We start from the raw sequence: 16,149 nt of genomic DNA, 5'->3' as shown, positions 1-16,149 counted from the left end.
GTCATCACTCATCTGAAAATTCTAGATCAACCGTCTGCTGCCCCTCATAATGCTGTGATCGAAACGGCCCAAGAGCCGTCATCAAGACAAGAACAGGGCAGGAGACCGCGATGCAGGAATCCGTCGTCGATATCCAGACAAAGGACGGATTGATGAACACCTTCATCTTCCGTCCGGATGGGGAGGGACCTTTTCCCGTCGTTGTCTTCTATATGGATTCCGTCGGAGTTCGCGAAGAGCTCTGCGATATGTGCCGCCGCATCGCGACCGTCGGCTACTACGTCATCATGCCGAACCTGTATTATCGCCTTGCGCGATCGGTCGATCTCGATGCCAATCGCCTTCACGATCCGGCCTATGCCGAAAATCTCGCCTGGATGTGGAAACTCAACCGGCATCTGTCCAATACGATGGTCGAGCAGGACACTCAGGCCGTGTTCGACTTCCTTGATACCGATTCAACCGCACGTAAAGGCAAGGTCGGCATCGTCGGTTACTGCATGAGCGGCCGCTACGTTTTCCGCGTTGCCGGCGCTTTTCCCGATCGCGTGGCGTCGTCCGCCTCGGTCTATGGCGCGCGATTGATTACGGATCAGCCTGATTCCGCGCATCTCCTGGCTTCGAAGATCAAGGGCGAAATGTATTTCGCCTGCGCCGAGCATGATATCTACGCGCCACCTGAAACGCTGAAAGAATTGCAGCAGATTCTGGACAAAGCGAAGATCAACGCGCGCATTGAAATTTATCCGGAAGCCGAGCACGGCTTCGCGTTTCCGGCACGGCGTTTATTTCACAAGGCCAGTACCGAGCGGCATTGGGAACGTCTGTTCGATATGTTCCGCCGCACGCTCGCTGCCTGAAGACATCAGATCAAACACCAGGAGGCTCAACCAATGTCGCGCCGTTCGATTCCGATTGCTCTCACGATTGCTGCCGGGTTGCTGGCTGGAAGTTCCGCATTCGCGGCCGACCCTGTTCGCATCGGGATCGCTGCGCCACTGTCGGGCGCAGCCGCGACTTATGGTCAGGATGTCAAGCGCGGCGCCGAGCTTGCTGCCGAAGAGATCAACGCAAAGGGCGGAATTCTGAACGGCCGTAAAATCGAGCTGGTTTATGAAGACGACAAGGGTTCCCCACAGGGCGGTGTCGCAGCGGTCCAGAAGCTGATGTCGATCGACCGCGCCAATGCAGTGACCGGCGGAACTAACAGTTCGGTGGTGCTGGCTGAATCGTCGGTGACGCGCAATCGTATCCTTCACGTGAACGCTGCCGCGCAGGCCGATGCTATCACCGATCAGGGCAGCCCGTGGCTGTTTCAGGTCAACAATACGGTTTCGGGCAACTCAAAGGCGTTCAACAGCTACATCGTCAACACGATGAAGCCCAAGACCGTCGCCTACATGGGCGAGAACACCGAGTTCAACAAAACCGTACTCGATCTTCTGAAAGAGTCGCTGAAGGCCGCCGGCATCGAACTTGTCAACGTCTCGACCTACGATGCTGACACCACCGATTTCACTTCGATCATCACCAAGATCAAGTCGCTGAACCCCGACCTTCTTTATGTGTCGGATGCCTATCCGGCGCGCGCAGCTCAGCTCTGGAAGCAGATCCGGCAGCTCGGCGGCTTTCCCAAGGAAGCCATGTCGCCTGGCGTCGTGTCGCCCGGCATGCTTGTCCCTGCCGAGGGCGCGATGGACGGCGTGATTACTGGCGAGATTTTCATGGTCCCGGCGCCGACGGAAAAAACCAAGGCGTTCATCGACGCTTACGTCAAGAAGTATAACGTCGATCCCGGCAAGGGAAATCTCGTGATCTACGAGTCGGTGCATCTAATTGCAGCAGCGATGGATAAGGCTGGCACCGCGACCGATTATGCCAAGATCTCGAAAACCATTCGCGACAACGTCTGGCCGTCGCCCCGCGGCGAACTGAAATTCGACGCAAAGGGCCGCGCCAGTGCGCCGTACTTCTTCATCCAGCAGGTCAAGGGCGGCAAGTTGACCCAGCTGGAAGCCGTCAAAACGCAGTAACGCAAGGCGGCGAGTACGATGGATCTTTTTCTGCAGACGCTGGTGAACGGGCTGGTTCTCGGGGCAAGCTATGCCGTTATTGCGGTGGGGTTGACGCTTGTCTTCGGGATCCTGCACATCGCCAACTTCGCGCACGGCGCTTTTTTTGCGATCGGTGCGTATGGAGTTCTTCTCCTGAATATGTGGGGTGTGCCTTATCTGGCCACGCTGCCGCTTGCAGTTCTGATTGTCGCGCTCGTCGCCTTCATCACGGAGTACGTCATCATCCGGCATGCCGTGTATGGTGATAGTCATCACGGTTCGATCATCGTCACGTTTGCAACCGGCCAGGCGCTGATTGCGGCGCTGATCCTGATCTTCGGTCCTGACCCGCATCCGATCAGTTCGCCGTTCGCGCACAGCACATGGTCCGGGCTTGGCATTCTGATCGCGGGCCAGCGCATTTTCATCGTGATCGCTTCCGCCCTGGTCTTGGCGGGATTTGGAGCGTGGCTGCGTTACACGATCAAGGGGCAACAGCTTCTGGCAGTGGCGCAGAACCCGCGTGGCGCGCTCTATTCCGGCATCAACGTTCCAATGATCCGCAGCCTGTCCTTTATCGTCGGCGTCGCCGCGGCGGGTTTCGCCGGCGCGTTGATGGCTCCGATCGTCACCGCTTATCCGACGATGGGCCACACGACGCTGATTACCGGTTTCACGGTCGTCATTCTCGGCGGCATGGGCAGCATCTCCGGCGCGTTGCTCGGAGCGTTGCTCATCGGCGTCGGTAACGCGATGTTTGAAACCTACGTCTCGGTCTCATGGACACCGGCTCTTGGCTGGATTCTGGTGATCGCCGTTCTGCTTCTGTGGCCTCAGGGTCTCATGGGGCGTCCGCAGCTCCATAGGCATTGATCGTCATGTCGCAAATATCCTCTGTTGTGGCCTCGCCGGCACCAGCGTCTCTGCCTCCGAAGACAGAACGTTCACGGTCGCCGCTTTGGATGATCGCTGCGGCCGTGGTGGCGGCAGTTCTGTTCGGATCGCTGGTCGAAAACGCCTTTATCGTCACGCTGGCGGGTTATACCTGCGCTTTCGCCCTGTTTGCCCTCAGCATCAACATCATGCTGGGCGGATTAGGAGAGGTGCCGCTCGGGCAGTGTATTTTCTTCGGTATCGGCGCCTATGGCGCAGGCATCGGAACGATCAAGCTCGGCCTGCCGTTCGAGGCGGCAGTCGTGTTGGCGATGCTGGTGTCGATCGTCGCCGCCGCGATGATCGGTTGGCTGACATTACGTCTGACCGGTGCTTATTTTGCTATCGTGTCGTGGGGAATGTCCGGCGTCGCGATGGTCGCAGCCTTGAATCTCTCGGATATCACCGGCGGGCCGCTTGGCATGTTCGGCTTCCCGCCGATCAAGATCGGCCCGTTTTTGCTCGCCGAGCCGCGAAATTATTTCTTCGCGACCGCTGCAATTCTACTGTTGGTCGTACTCGTGTTGTCGGCAGTGCGAACCTCCAAGTTCGGCAGTGCCATCGAAAGCATCCGGCAAAACCAGCATCTGGCGCAATCCGTCGGCGTCAATGTGTTCCGCGAACGCCTGAAGGCTTTTATCCTCAGCGCTCCGATCGCCGCGCTCGGTGGCGCGCTCTGTGTGCCCTATACCCAGATCGTGACGCCGGAAGTTTTTTCGGTCGCTAATACAGTTGATGCGCTATTGATGGTTCTGATCGGTGGTACCGGCCTGCTGGTCGGCCCGATCATCGGTGCCGTGATCTTCAGTATTATTCCTTATTATCTCAGCCTCGATCCGAACGTTCGCATCCTGATTTTTTCCGCGGCGATCATCGTTATCATGGTGTTTGCCCCCGGAGGGCTGCACCAGATTGCAACACGGCTGTTCGATCGTATGAGAGGAGGCCGCGGTGCAACCGATGCGACCTGATTCATCTCAAGGACGTCCGCCTGTCGCGGTTCGTGCAACCGACATCCGCAAGCGTTACGGTGGCGTCGTCGCGCTCGATGGCGTGGACCTGACTGTCGAAGAAGGCGAAGTGTTCGGAATCATCGGTCCGAATGGGGCCGGAAAATCGACGCTGTTCGATATCCTGTGCGGCATTACCAAGCCGACCAGCGGTCAGATCGAGGTCCTTGGCCAGGATGTCGGCCAGATGAGTCCGCATCTCGTCGCGCGCAATGGTGTCGGCCGCACATTCCAGCGCACTGCGGTATTCGGCGAAGCGACCGTGTACGACAATCTGCTTTACGGCCGTCATATCGGCTTTCGCCACTCCGTGATGGGACGGATGTTCGGCAGTGCGACTTACCGCGCTGAGCGCGATGCGTTCAAGGCCAAGGCCGAGCAGGTGCTGTCGCTGTCAGGCCTGTCGAACGAGCGTGACCGGCTGGCCAGCGTGCTCGCCTATGGCGTGCAGCGGCGGCTCGCGGTGGCGGTGGCGCTGATGTCCGATCCGAAAATCCTGTTTCTCGACGAGCCAGCCGCAGGCATGAACGGGCGCGAGACCGCCGATTTCGTCGCGCTCATTGAGACCATCGCGCCAGGCCGCACTGTCGTCATCGTCGAACATGACATGACGGTGATCAAGGCGCTGTGCCAGCGGGCTCTGGTGGTGGTTGATGGCCGCCCTGTCACTGTCGATGCGCCGGACCAGGTGTTTAAACATCCCGAGGTCATCTCGGCCTACCTTGGAGCCGAAGATGACTGAGTTGTTGCGGGTCGATGCGATTTCGGCTGCCTACGGCAAGGTGACTGCGCTTCGCGAAGTGTCGATTTCGATCCAGCCGGGTGAGATCGTCGCCATCCTCGGTGCCAACGGTGCAGGGAAGACAACGCTGCTGAACGCAATTTCGGGCGTGCTCCCGATCACGGGTGGCGAGATTTCGTTCGACGGCAAGCGCGTCGACGGGAAGAAGCCGTGGCAGACGAGCAGACTCGGCATCAGCCACGTGCCGGAAGGCCGCGAGATCTTCCCGGACATGACCGTCGAGACAAATCTCCGCATCGTTGAGTCCAATGGCGGCGGCCCGAAGTTCGATGTCGCGGATATCATGACGATGTTTCCGCGTCTGAAGGAGCGTATTTCGCAACTCGCCGGCGGGCTGAGCGGTGGTGAGCAACAGATGCTGGCGATCGGGCGCGGCCTGATGGCGCGGCCTCGGTTGATCCTGTTTGACGAGCCGTCGCTGGGATTGTCGCCGGTGTTGACCAAATTCGTCCTCAGCTCGATTGCCGAACTCAGGACGAGAGGCATCGCCACGCTGCTGGTCGAGCAGAACATGCGCGCGGCGCTGAAGATCGCGGACCGTGCTTACGTCTTGCGCGTGGGACGGATCGTGCGGGCCGGATCGGCGGCCGAGATCGCCAACGCCCCCGATATTCAGGAAGCATATCTCGGCGTTTAAAAAGGTGCGTGTGATGGCGGCTGCAACAGAGTTCAATTTCCCCGAGGGCAGCAGTGACTGTCACGTTCACATCTACGGACCGTATGATCGCTTTCCCGTGCAAGGCGAGGGACGATTCTCACCGACGCAGGAAAATCCCGTCGAGTCGCTGTTCGCCATGTGGGATTCGATTGGGATTGCGCGCGGCGTCATTGTTCACGCGCTCGCAGCCGGTGATGACAATGAAGTCACGCTCGACGCCTTGCGCCGCTATCCCGAGCGCTTACGCGCTGTCGCCATCCTGAAGCGTGACGTTACCGACCGTCGCCTCGACGAGATGACGGACGCGGGTTTCAAGGGCTGCCGGATCAATCTGCTGCGCCAGGACGGCAAGCCGGTGTCGTCCGGTGGCATGAATCTCGATGATCTTATGGCGCTTGCGCCGCGGCTGGCCGAGCGCGGCTGGCACGCTCAGCTCTGGATCGAAACCGGCGATCTCGATGCTATGGCGCCTGAACTTGAAAAGCTGCCGCTGAATTTCGTGATCGACCATATGGGCCGGACCATGACCGACAAGGGTGTCGACTATCCCGGTTTCCGGAAGTTCTGCGATCGGCTGAAGACCGGCCGTTACTGGTGCAAGATTTCGGGCGCCGACCGCAACACCCGGCAAGGCAGGCCTTATGCCGACACCGAGGCTTTCATGCAGGCATTGGTCAAAGCAAATCCGGATCGTCTGGTCTGGGGTTCAGACTGGCCGCATGTCGGCCACACCCCGGAATCGTTCCCGAAGGAAGCCGATCTGATCCGCCTGCTGTTCAAATGCGTGCCGGACGAGGCAGTTCGTCGCAAGATTCTCGTGGACAATCCGGCGAAGCTCTACGGTTTCTGACAGCGTTAGAAAACGCCGGTGCTTTCTTGCGAAGGCACCGGCGTTTTCGTTTGTGTTTTTCGGTTTCTTATTTGTCGGCGGCGATGCCGTTTTGCCAGGTGGATGGGTTGCCACCGAATCCGCGCCGGGCGCGTTTGGCAAGCCAAAAGCCGAATTGCTGGGGCGCCTGGCTGAACGTCGGATCGACGCCGAGCTTCTGCGCCGCGTCCATTGCCCAATTCGGATTGTTCAGAAATTCGCGACCGACCGCGACGAGGTCAGCCTGCTTGCTCTGCAGGATGGTCTCGGCCTGGTCGCCATGGATAATGAGCCCGACCGCCATTGTCATGATGTCGGCTTCGCGCTTGATCCGGTCGGCGAACTGCACCTGATAGCCGTATTCGTTGAGCCGGAAGAAATTCGGGATCTTGCTGTTCAGGCCGCCGGTGCTGCAATCGATGACGTCGACGCCCTTCGTCTTGAGAATTTTCGCCAGCCGCACATTTTCGGCGGGACCCCAACCAGCCTCATCCTCGATCGACAGCCGCATGAACAGCGGCTTGGATTGCGGCCAATGGGCACGGATCGATTCGACGACCTCGATCGCGAAACGCATTCGGTTTTGTTCCGACCCGCCGTAATCGTCGGTTCGCTGGTTTGCTTCCGGCGACAGGAATTCGTGGATCAGGTAGCCGTGGGCGCCGTGAATTTCGAGCGTGTCGAAGCCGGCGCGGTCGGCGCGTGCGGCCGCCTTGCCCCATGCATCGATGGCACCGGGTATTTCGCTGCGCTCGAGCGCGCGTGGCTGGGTCCAGCCTTCGCCGAAGGGAAGGGCGCTTGGCGCGATGATGTCCCAATCCTTCAGGTCTTCCACCTCGGCGAGAGCTTCGGCGGAGAGAGGGCCGTCGCCTTCCCATGGCCGCCTGCTTTTGCCCTTGCGGCCGGTGTGGCCGAGCTGAATGCCTGCGGCAGCGCCGTTGGCCTTGATGAAACGCGCGATGTTGGCGAGCGGCTCAATGAATTTGTCGTCCCATATGCCGAGGTCGCCGAGCGTTCCGCAGCCGCGACGCTCGACCTTGGTGGATTCGACAATCACCAGCCCCGCGCCACCGGCGGCGAATTTGCCGGCATTGACCAGATGCCAGTTGGTTGGGAAGCCCTTTTCGGCGGAGTACTGATGCATCGGTGCAACCACGATGCGGTTCTTCAGTTCGAGATCCCGAAGCTGCATCGGTGAAAACAGCAGTGTGTTTTTCATTTTCGTTTCTCCTTGGTCACGTGAGACTATTCGATGCACATGCTGGTAGCTAACATTCAGGATCATGGGTGAGTGTTTTCAGGAGTGTGAAACAAGGCCGATTGACCGCAGACACGTCGCCGGAGGCAAGGCTATGATGTCGTCCGTTGTCGCCTGATCTGCGGGATGGATTCGTCGATCCGGCTATTGAAAACCTGTGTGGGAGACACCGATGACGTCCATGTTTGATTTGAGTAACCGCGTAGCAGTGATTACCGGCGGTAACGGCGGCATCGGCCTGGGAATGGCGCAGGCGTTGGCCCGGCATGGCTGTGCCGTGTCGATCTGGGGCCGCAATGCTGACAAGAATGCTGCGGCAGAGGCGTCAATCAAGGATGCGGGCGGGCGAGTTCAGACGCTGGTTTGCGATGTTTCGGATCGTATCCAGGCTGATCGCGCGACGCAGGCGACGCTCGATCAGTTTGGCCGGATCGACGGATGTTTTGCCAATGCGGGAATCGGCGGCGGCGGGCGCCATGCTTTTATCGACAGGACCCCGGAAGACTGGCGGCGCATGTTCTCGGTGAATCTGGACGGTGTATTTCATGCGCTTCAGCCGATCGCACGTCATATGATCGAACGTGCATCGCACGGTGACAAGTTCGGACGCCTGGTCGCGACGTCGAGCATGGCCACGCTCTTTGGTACGGCGCGCAACGAACATTACGCCGCGTCCAAGGCTGCGGTGAATTCCGTCATGCAAGCGCTTGCGGTCGAACACGCCCGGTTTGGCATCACGGCGAATGCGATTTTGCCGGGCTGGGTCGATACCGAAATGACGGAGGGTCTTCAGTCAAACGACAAGTTCATGGCCAACGCGGTGCCGCGTATTCCGCTGCGCCGGTTTGCCAGGCCGGAAGACTTCGGCGGTATCGCCGTCTATCTCATGAGCGGTGCGTCCGCTTATCACACTGCGGATTGTATCGTCATCGACGGCGGTTATAGCGTGTTCTAGCTTTCAATCGCTGCGGTCCTTCATGCACGCGATGAGCCGTTGAGCGATCCGGGCGCTGGACGACGAAGTGTTCCTCGATGCGAGTTGAACCAGCGTGACTTGCGTTGCTTCTAGTCGCTTGTCCTGAAGCGGGATGGCGATCAGCGTTCCGGCGATTAGTTCGGGCATTGCCGCCTCGCGTGGCAGGAAGGTGCCAAGGCCGGTCTGGGCGACGATCGAACGCGCGAATGCGAGCGAATTGGTCTCGTTGCATAATTCGAGCCGGACATTTGCTTGCGCGCAAACACGGTCGATTTCCTGACGGATGCCGAAGGACGGGTCAGGGAGAACCACACTCAATCCCGCGAGATCCTTGACCGTACAATAGTTCTTGCCTGCAAGATTGTGATGCGGCGACACCATCAGGCACAGCGACTGGCGCATCCGGGCTAGCTCGATCAGGTCGCGACGCGGCGCCCGGCCGAACACCAGACCGAGGTCAGCCTCGTGCCGGCTGATCATGTCCGCGACATCGCGGGACCCAACCGCTGTGACGGATGTTGAAATGCCGGGATGCTCCCGGGCGAGATCGACGATGAAATCCAGCAGGAAGCTCGCTAGCAATCCTTCGACGGTCGCGATTCTCACATGGCCGCGCTGAAGCGAACCGAATTCCTCGACCTGCGTGCGGATTCGATCGAGCTGAGTTTGGTTTTCCTGTGCATAACGGTAGAGCAGGTGGCCGGCATCGGTCAGCCTCATGCCGCGCGCGCCGCGCTCGAACAGTTTCGTCGACAGCTCATCCTCGAGTCCTTGAATCTGCCGGCTGATGGCGCTGGGGGCAATCCGCAGCGATTCTGCCGCTTGTTTAATCGAACCGCGCGCGGTCACCTCGCGGAAATATCTGATGGCGGTCGATTCAATCATTTCTTTCAGCTCCTTGGGGGCTTCGCAGGTAAGATGAAAAAGTGATCGCTGCGTTGCACAACGTTCTAATATTGAGATCGCTCGCTTCGAATTTCAACGCTTTTAATCGATTTTCGAATTTGACATGCTTTTGCCGCAAGCAATGCGCCGACCTGGATGGAGGATCCCGAAGATGGCCCGTTTTCTGACCCGTTACGCGCGTATGTCGAACTCGCTTCTTGTCGCGGCGGGCTTGGCGTTATCTGCGTCCGGCGCTCTCGCGCAGGACGTCATCAAGTTTGGTGCGCCGCTCCCGTTGACGGGTCCGCTGGCGCCCGAAGCCATCAAGCAGCAGCAGGGCTATGATCTGTGGGCCGAGCAGGTCAACAAGGCCGGCGGCATCGCGGTCGGTGGCAAGAAGTACAAGGTCGAGATCGTTTATTCGGATTATCAGTCGAATACGCCGCGCGCTGTTCAGACCACCGAGCAGATGATCACCCAGAACGGGGTCAACTTCCTGTTCAGTCCGTTCGGCTCAGGTGCGGCCAAGGCCGCGAGCAGCGTGTCCGAGCGTTACAAGATGCCGACCATCGCCTCGACAGCATCGTCGGCCCAGGTTTACGACCAGGGTTACAAATATTTGTTCGGGACCTTTACGCCCAACGATACCCTGACCACGCCGCTGACCAAAATGGTCAAGGCGAAGGCGCCGAACGTGAAGAAGATAGCGATCCTCGCGCGCAACGACCTGTTCCCGCTCGCGATCGCGCAGGAGATGGAGAAGTCGGCGAAGACCAATGGATTCGATGTTGTCTACTTCGAGAAGTATGCCATCGGCACGCTGGATCACTCCGCGACGCTGTCGCAGATCAAATCGTTGTCGCCACAGTGGATTTTCGTCACCGGCTACATCAATGATCTTCTGCTCGTCCGCAAGCAGATGTCTGATCAGCAGATCAAGGCTGATGTCGTTTCGATGATCGCGGGGCCAGCCTATCAGGAATTCATCGATGCGGCTGGTCCGTCAGGCGAAAACATCACCAGTGCTGCGTGGTGGCATCCTGCTGCACAGTATCAGGGCAAGGATATCTTCGGCACCACCGCGAACTACGTGAAACTGTTCCGCGAGAAGTTCAAATCGGAACCTGATTACGCGCAGGCTTCGGCATCGGTCTCGGGTGCGCTGTTCCAGATGGCGATCGAAAAGGCCGGCTCGCTCGATAAGGACAAGGTGCGTGACGCGCTGGCGGCCACGGACGTCATGACGTTCTGGGGTCCGGTCAAATTCGGCACGACCGGCCAGATCAATTCGCTCGAACCACCGGTGTTCCAGCTTCAGGGCGGCAAGGCTGTCGTTCTGTCGCCGGACATCATCAAGCAGGGCGAATTCAAGCTCGGCGTGCAGTGACGTAACCCGCAGACAGAAGGCGAGAACCCGACATGCTTGCGGCCCAGATACTGATCAACGCGTTGGTGCTGGGCTGTCTTTATGCTTGCATCGCGATCGGGTTCTCGCTGGTTTGGGGCGTTCTTAACGTCATCAACCTGATCCACGGCTCGTTCATCGTCCTCGGCGCCTATGTGGCGTGGGGATTGTATCAGTCCTTCGGCATTTCGCCGTGGTACGCGCTGGCGATCGCGGCGCCGCTGTTCTTCGTCTTCGGCTACGTGATGCAGCGCCTCATTCTCAACAGGGTGATCGCGGCGCCGGTGCTGGTCACGCTGACACTGACGTTCGGGCTCGATTTGATCCTGAACAATGCGATGATCTACTTTTTCAAGGCCGACTACCGGAAGCTGACGCTGACGCCGCCGATGGGTTCGATCTCGATTTTCGATGTCGTCGTTCCGGTCGACCGTCTGATCGCTACTGTCGCAGCGCTGGCGCTCACGGGTGTTCTGTATCTGATCCTGCGCCGCCTTCGCGTCGGCCGCGCGATCGTTGCGGTCCGGCTCGATCGGGATGCCGCGGTGCTGATGGGCGTCGATGTCAATTCGATCTATGCGATCGCGTTCGGACTGGGCGCGGCGCTCGCGGGATGCGCCGGCGTGCTGATGGCGCTGATTTTCCCGATCTCGCCGCTGACCTCCACGGCTTATCTCGGCAAGGCCTTCGTGGTCTGCGTCCTCGGCGGTTTGGGGAGCGTATCGGGTGCGCTGGCTGGAGGAATTTTGCTGGCGCTGATTGAAGGCATCGGCTCGGCGATGATCGGGCCTGCGCATGCGACGACGCTATCATTCGTGCTGCTGATTGTGTTCCTGATCCTGAGACCTCAGGGACTGCTCGGCCGAAAGGGTTTCGAATGACCCGCTCGAATCTCATCCTGCTGGCGCTGATCGCCTGCGTCGCGGCATTGCCCCTGTTTGGCGGGCCTTATGCGCTCAGGCTCGGCACCATCGCCTGCATGTACGCGATCATGGCGCTGTCGTGGAACGTGGTAGGGGGGCTTGCCGGCTATCCGTCGTTCGCGACGGCGGCGTTCTTCGGTCTTGGTGCCTACACCGCCGGCGTGCTGCTGGCGCGCGGCGTGCCGCTCGCGATTGCGATCCCGGTCGCGGGTATCGGGTCGTTCGTGCTCGCGACGCTGCTCGGCGCCGCGCTTCTTCGCTTGCGCGGACATTATTTCGCGATCGCCAGCCTGTCGCTGATCGAAGTGTTCCGTGAGCTGGTCAACAATGCCACTGACCTGACCGGCGGCGGCATGGGCCTGAATATTCCACTGACGGCAAGCGCCGGCGTGATGGCGGATGCAACGTTCTTCTTCTACGTCATGTGGGGGTTATTGCTTACGACCGCGGTAATGGTGATCCTGGTGTCGATCTCAAAGCTCGGCTTCGGTTTCTCCTGCATTCGGCAGAACGAAACCGCGGCCAATATGGTCGGCCTCAACACCACGCTCTACAAGAGTATTTCGTTCGGCCTTTCTGCCTGTTTCGTCAGCGCGGCGGGCGGCGTATATGCTGCCTGGGTCCACTATATCGACCCGTCGGATGTGTTCGATATTCTTTATTCCGTGAAGCCGATCGTGATGGCGCTGATCGGCGGGCTCGGTTCTCCGCTCGGCGTCTTCGTCGGTGCGTTCGTCTATCTCGGCCTCGAAGAAGTTGTCTGGCGGAACTACATCCAGATCCACAGCGGTGTTCTTGGCGTTCTCATCGTCGTCCTGCTCCTGTTCCTGCCGCATGGCCTGATGTCGCTGCGCGACAGGCTTATTCCGCGGAGGGCGAAGAATGTCTGAGATTCTTCGGCTTCAGTCGGTGTCGCGCCGCTTCAGCGGTCTGCAGGCGTTGCGTGATGTATCGCTCAACGTCAACAAGGGTGAGGTGCTCGGCCTGATCGGGCCGAACGGGGCGGGCAAGACCACGCTGGTCAACGTCGTCACCGGCGTGACCCCGGCTAGCTCCGGCACCGTGACATTCGACGGACAGGATATCACGCGGGTCAAAACCTATCAGTCGGCGCGGCTTGGATTGTCGCGCACCTTTCAGATCGTTCAGCCGTTCGCCGAGTTCAGCGCGCTCGATAATGTGGCCGCAGCGGCGTTGTTCTCGCAACGTGGCGAGAGCCTGAAATCGGCGCGCGAAGAAGCTCGCCAGCATCTGGCATTCGTCGGACTCGAGGCTCAATCGGAACAGCCTGCGGCAACGCTGACGCTGGCGATGCGCAAGCGCCTCGAATTGGCGAAGGCGTTGGCGATGCGGCCGAAGCTGCTGTTCCTGGATGAGGTCAATGCCGGGTTGAACAGCGCCGAGGTGGAGCGCGCGACGAAACTGATCCATCAGCTCGCGGCGAACGGCATTACCATCGTCATGATCGAGCATCTGATGAAGGTGGTGTTGAACGTTTGCTCGCGGATCGTCGTCCTGCACAACGGGCAGTTGATTGCGGACGGGCAGCCGCGTGATGTCATGACAAACCCGCTGGTCGTGGAGGCCTATCTGGGGCAGCAATACGCGCAGAGGACCGGCGCCCATGGCTGATACCAAACTGGCTGATACTCCGATTCTCGAATTGCAGGGTGTGCGCGCCGGTTACGGCGAAGTTCAGGTGCTGTGGGGCATTGATCTTGTGGTCCGTAACGGCGAGATCACCGCTCTGATCGGCTCGAACGGCGCCGGCAAAACGACATTGATGCGCGCGCTGTCCGGCCTGATCCCGATTCAGTCCGGCTCCTATCGGTCCGATGGCCGTGATCTTTCCAAGGCGACGGCGGCGGAAATTCTTTCGCATGGGATCGTCCATGTGCCGGAAGGTCGGCGGCTGTTCGGCGCGATGAGCATTGAGGACAATCTGTTGATGGGCGCTTATTCCCGACAGGTGTCGTCGTCGGAGCTCAAGCGCGATCTCGATCGTGTCTACGCGACATTCCCGAAGCTGTTCGAGCGGCGCAACCAGGCCTCGGCCACGCTCTCCGGCGGCGAGCAGCAGATGTGTGCGATCGGGCGCGGCCTGATGAGCGCGCCGAAGCTGCTGATGATCGACGAGCTGTCGCTTGGATTGTCGCCGCTGCTTGTCGAGCAGCTTGTGGCTGCGCTGCGCGCGCTGAACGCGGAAGGGATGTCGATTCTGCTGGTCGAGCAGGATGTCATCACCGCGCTGGATCTGTGTCATTCGGCCTTTGTCATGGATATGGGCCGGATCGTCAGGTCCGGTTCAGGACAGGACCTTCTCGCCGACCCGATCATCGGCGAGGCCTATCTGGGCGTTCTCAAGGGCTAGGCTTTCCTTGAGACCCGGAACCACCAATCTCCGTAAGATCAAAAGAGGTAAAGAACCATCATGTCCAAAACGGTTGAAGCCCCCAACGGCGGCTACAGGTTTATCCCGGGCGTCGCTCAGTATTCCGCGGGCGTCGGAGCACTGCCGGGATTCAGCATCGAGCGGGTGCGATTCGCCAATCCTGTGCCGTTGCGACAGGGCTTTGAGCGCGCCGCGGAGATTATCAAGGGCGCGGGCCGTCCGCTGACGGCATTCGCGGCCTGCGAGCTCCGTTCGCCGGCGCCGTTCACCGAAAGCGGCTTCAAGAGTTTCAATGCGGAGTACACCGGCGTTCTCGATCAATGGGGCCTGTTGAAGGGCGGTGCGAATCCCGTCGCGCGCAGCAACGTCTGTCCCAAGGTCGGCCCGCCATCGGAGGCGAGCTTCCACGCGTTCTGCTATACGATCGTTGCCCCGAACGCTCCGGACTCGTTTGTCGTCGCGGGCAGCGGCGAAGCACCGGAAGGCAAAGGTGACTATCGCGATCACGCCATTCGTCTCGGCGATACAAGCCCTGCGGCCATGCTGGAAAAGGCAAAGTGGGTTCTGGGCGAAATGGAGCGCCGCATGGGCGCGTTTGACGGAACCTGGAGCAAGCTCACCGGAGTGCAGCTTTACACGGTTCACGATATCTTCCCGTTCCTTGAGAACGAACTGGCCAAGCGCGGCGTATTTCACCAGGGCCTGACCTGGCATTTCAACCGGCCGCCAGTGGTCGATCTGGAATATGAAATGGATTGCCGCCGCGTGTTCAGCGAGCGCGTGGTTGAGGCCTGATCTCCACAAATAATCTCGAAAAGAGGCGGGCATGCGGATCATCGCATGTCCGCCTTTTTGCTGCTGGCGTTACGCAGACGCTGTGCTTGCGGGCCGGCCTTCGATCGGATAAGCTGGATCGTTGAATCCCGGTGTCGACGGATGGCCGGTGGTGACCAGGCTGTCGATCAGGGCTTCGTCCTCGGCGGTGAAGCGATAGTCGAGCGCCTTGGCGTAATCGTCCCACTGTTCTTCTGTGCGCGGGCCGGCGATGACGGCACTGACCAAACTGTTGTTCAACACCCATGCGACCGCGAACTGGCCGGCGGTGATGCCGCGCTCCTCGGCGTGTTTGCGGATCGTTTGTGCGAGTTGCAGGGATTCCGGCCGCCATTCGGTCTGCATCATGCGCGTGTCGCTGCGCCCGGCGCGGGTGCCTTGCTCGGGCCGTCCATCCGGTGCGTATTTCCCGGTCAATACGCCGCGCGCGAGAGGGCTGTAAGGCACCACGCCGAGGCCGTAAAAATTGCAGGCCGGAAGCTGCTCGACTTCCGGCATCCGGTTCATGGCATTGTAGTAAGGCTGACTGACTACCGGGCGATCGATCCCGAGCCGGTCGCAGATGTTGCAGATCTCCGCGATCCGCCAGGCGCGATGATTGGAAACACCGAAATAGCGAATCTTGCCGTCGCGGATGAGTTGCTCCATCGCCCGCACGGTTTCTTCCAGCGGCGTCGTGTGGTCTTCCTTGTGCAGGTAGTAGATGTCGAGATAGTCGGTCCCGAGCCGGGTCAGACTTTCTTCGGCCGCCTGCATCAGCCATTTGCGCGATAGCCCGCGCTGGTTGATGCCGTCGCCCATCGGGTTTGCGGCCTTGGTGGCGAGGATCCAGTCGTGCCGCGCCTTCTCGATCGCGCGCCCGACGATCGATTCCGATTTGCCTTTTGAGTAGGCGTCCGCGGTATCGATGAAGTTGATCCCGGCGTCCTTCGCCTTGGCGACAATGGTCCCTGACGTCACTTCATCGGTGGCGTCGCCGAACATCATGGTGCCGAGGCAGAGAGGTGAGATTTTCAGGCCGCTGCGGCCGAGGCTGCGGTAGTCCATTTGTCTGTCCTGCTTTCATATCGAGCTGGTTGAGCCGGCCGGGATCATTATTGACAATGCCGTCCGGCGCAATAGCTTGCGGGTGCCCCGGCACTCGCGACAAC

17 protein-coding genes are annotated in these 16,149 nt (G+C 59.9%); 14 read left to right on the top strand and 3 right to left on the bottom strand.

The annotated features are described in order from the left end of the window. The first annotated feature begins 110 nt into the window (after nt 1-110). The 7 genes from ASC80_RS09370 to ASC80_RS09340 all read left to right on the top strand — a co-directional run bounded on the left by ASC80_RS09370 (nt 111) and on the right by ASC80_RS09340 (nt 6,307). Nucleotides 111-860 carry a dienelactone hydrolase family protein gene (locus ASC80_RS09370; RefSeq protein ID WP_056295955.1) on the top strand — a complete coding sequence of 250 codons (750 nt, stop codon included), beginning with the start codon at nt 111-113 and terminating at the stop codon, nt 858-860. Between the two features lie 33 nt (nt 861-893). Further along, nucleotides 894-2,033 carry an ABC transporter substrate-binding protein gene (locus ASC80_RS09365; protein ID WP_056295953.1) on the top strand — a complete coding sequence of 380 codons (1,140 nt, stop codon included), beginning with the start codon at nt 894-896 and terminating at the stop codon, nt 2,031-2,033. A gap of 18 nt (nt 2,034-2,051) precedes the next feature. Beyond that, entirely contained in the window at nt 2,052-2,927 is an 876-nt protein-coding gene (locus tag ASC80_RS09360; protein WP_056295950.1) for a branched-chain amino acid ABC transporter permease, read from the top strand. 89 nt (nt 2,928-3,016) lie between these two features. Then, nucleotides 3,017-3,958, top strand: coding sequence for a branched-chain amino acid ABC transporter permease (locus ASC80_RS09355; protein ID WP_056295949.1), 942 nt, complete (start codon nt 3,017-3,019; stop codon nt 3,956-3,958). Then, nucleotides 3,948-4,739 carry an ABC transporter ATP-binding protein gene (locus ASC80_RS09350; RefSeq protein ID WP_056295946.1) on the top strand — a complete coding sequence of 264 codons (792 nt, stop codon included), beginning with the start codon at nt 3,948-3,950 and terminating at the stop codon, nt 4,737-4,739. Before ASC80_RS09355 ends, ASC80_RS09350 begins: the two co-directional genes overlap by 11 nt. After that, a complete protein-coding gene (locus tag ASC80_RS09345) occupies nt 4,732-5,436 on the top strand; it encodes an ABC transporter ATP-binding protein (protein WP_156464335.1) in 705 nt (234 codons plus the stop codon). The genes ASC80_RS09350 and ASC80_RS09345 overlap by 8 nt, the downstream gene beginning before the upstream one ends. Before the next feature lie 13 nt (nt 5,437-5,449). Next, complete coding sequence (locus ASC80_RS09340; protein ID WP_056295945.1) at nt 5,450-6,307, top strand: amidohydrolase family protein; 858 nt, start codon at nt 5,450-5,452, stop codon at nt 6,305-6,307. A 67-nt stretch (nt 6,308-6,374) separates the two neighbouring features. On the opposite strand, the gene ASC80_RS09335 is transcribed toward ASC80_RS09340, so the two are convergent. Then, nucleotides 6,375-7,544: an NADH:flavin oxidoreductase/NADH oxidase gene (locus tag ASC80_RS09335; RefSeq protein ID WP_056295943.1), complete on the bottom strand. Its 1,170-nt coding sequence runs from the start codon at nt 7,542-7,544 to the stop codon at nt 6,375-6,377. Nucleotides 7,545-7,755: 211 nt separating this feature from the next. Between ASC80_RS09335 and ASC80_RS09330 the strand changes: the two genes are divergently transcribed. Further along, the gene (locus ASC80_RS09330) at nt 7,756-8,538 is read left to right on the top strand and encodes an SDR family NAD(P)-dependent oxidoreductase (protein WP_056295940.1); all 783 of its coding nucleotides are present in this window, start codon (nt 7,756-7,758) and stop codon (nt 8,536-8,538) included. A gap of 3 nt (nt 8,539-8,541) precedes the next feature. On the opposite strand, the gene ASC80_RS09325 is transcribed toward ASC80_RS09330, so the two are convergent. Beyond that, on the bottom strand, nt 8,542-9,444 hold the full coding sequence (locus ASC80_RS09325) for a LysR family transcriptional regulator (RefSeq protein WP_056295936.1): 903 nt from the start codon (nt 9,442-9,444) through the stop codon (nt 8,542-8,544). A 172-nt stretch (nt 9,445-9,616) separates the two neighbouring features. Here ASC80_RS09325 and ASC80_RS09320 point away from each other — a divergent pair, with 172 nt between their 5' ends. Genes ASC80_RS09320 through cnbZ form a run of 6 tightly spaced genes read left to right on the top strand, consistent with a single transcriptional unit; the run spans nt 9,617 to nt 14,959 of the window. Continuing rightward, nucleotides 9,617-10,831 carry an amino acid ABC transporter substrate-binding protein gene (locus ASC80_RS09320; RefSeq protein WP_056295934.1) on the top strand — a complete coding sequence of 405 codons (1,215 nt, stop codon included), beginning with the start codon at nt 9,617-9,619 and terminating at the stop codon, nt 10,829-10,831. A 32-nt stretch (nt 10,832-10,863) separates the two neighbouring features. Then, on the top strand, nt 10,864-11,730 hold the full coding sequence (locus tag ASC80_RS09315; RefSeq protein WP_056295931.1) for a branched-chain amino acid ABC transporter permease: 867 nt from the start codon (nt 10,864-10,866) through the stop codon (nt 11,728-11,730). Beyond that, the gene (locus ASC80_RS09310; protein ID WP_056295927.1) at nt 11,727-12,662 is read left to right on the top strand and encodes a branched-chain amino acid ABC transporter permease; all 936 of its coding nucleotides are present in this window, start codon (nt 11,727-11,729) and stop codon (nt 12,660-12,662) included. The genes ASC80_RS09315 and ASC80_RS09310 overlap by 4 nt, the downstream gene beginning before the upstream one ends. Next, nucleotides 12,655-13,404, top strand: coding sequence for an ABC transporter ATP-binding protein (locus tag ASC80_RS09305; protein ID WP_056295924.1), 750 nt, complete (start codon nt 12,655-12,657; stop codon nt 13,402-13,404). Before ASC80_RS09310 ends, ASC80_RS09305 begins: the two co-directional genes overlap by 8 nt. Then, entirely contained in the window at nt 13,397-14,143 is a 747-nt protein-coding gene (locus ASC80_RS09300; protein ID WP_056295920.1) for an ABC transporter ATP-binding protein, read from the top strand. Before ASC80_RS09305 ends, ASC80_RS09300 begins: the two co-directional genes overlap by 8 nt. Nucleotides 14,144-14,203: 60 nt before the next feature. Further along, a complete protein-coding gene (gene cnbZ / locus ASC80_RS09295; protein WP_056295917.1) occupies nt 14,204-14,959 on the top strand; it encodes a 2-amino-5-chloromuconate deaminase CnbZ in 756 nt (251 codons plus the stop codon). 69 nt (nt 14,960-15,028) lie between these two features. Here the strand turns inward: cnbZ and ASC80_RS09290 are convergent, their stop codons facing one another. Further along, on the bottom strand, nt 15,029-16,045 hold the full coding sequence (locus ASC80_RS09290; protein WP_056295914.1) for an aldo/keto reductase: 1,017 nt from the start codon (nt 16,043-16,045) through the stop codon (nt 15,029-15,031). Nucleotides 16,046-16,149 lie beyond the last annotated feature (104 nt).

Origin of the sequence: Afipia sp. Root123D2 (genome assembly GCF_001425835.1) — a bacterium.
Lineage (GTDB): Bacteria > Pseudomonadota > Alphaproteobacteria > Rhizobiales > Xanthobacteraceae > Afipia.
The sequence above is the reverse complement of the archived record's forward strand: the minus strand, read 5'-3'. Positions and strand labels throughout refer to the sequence as shown.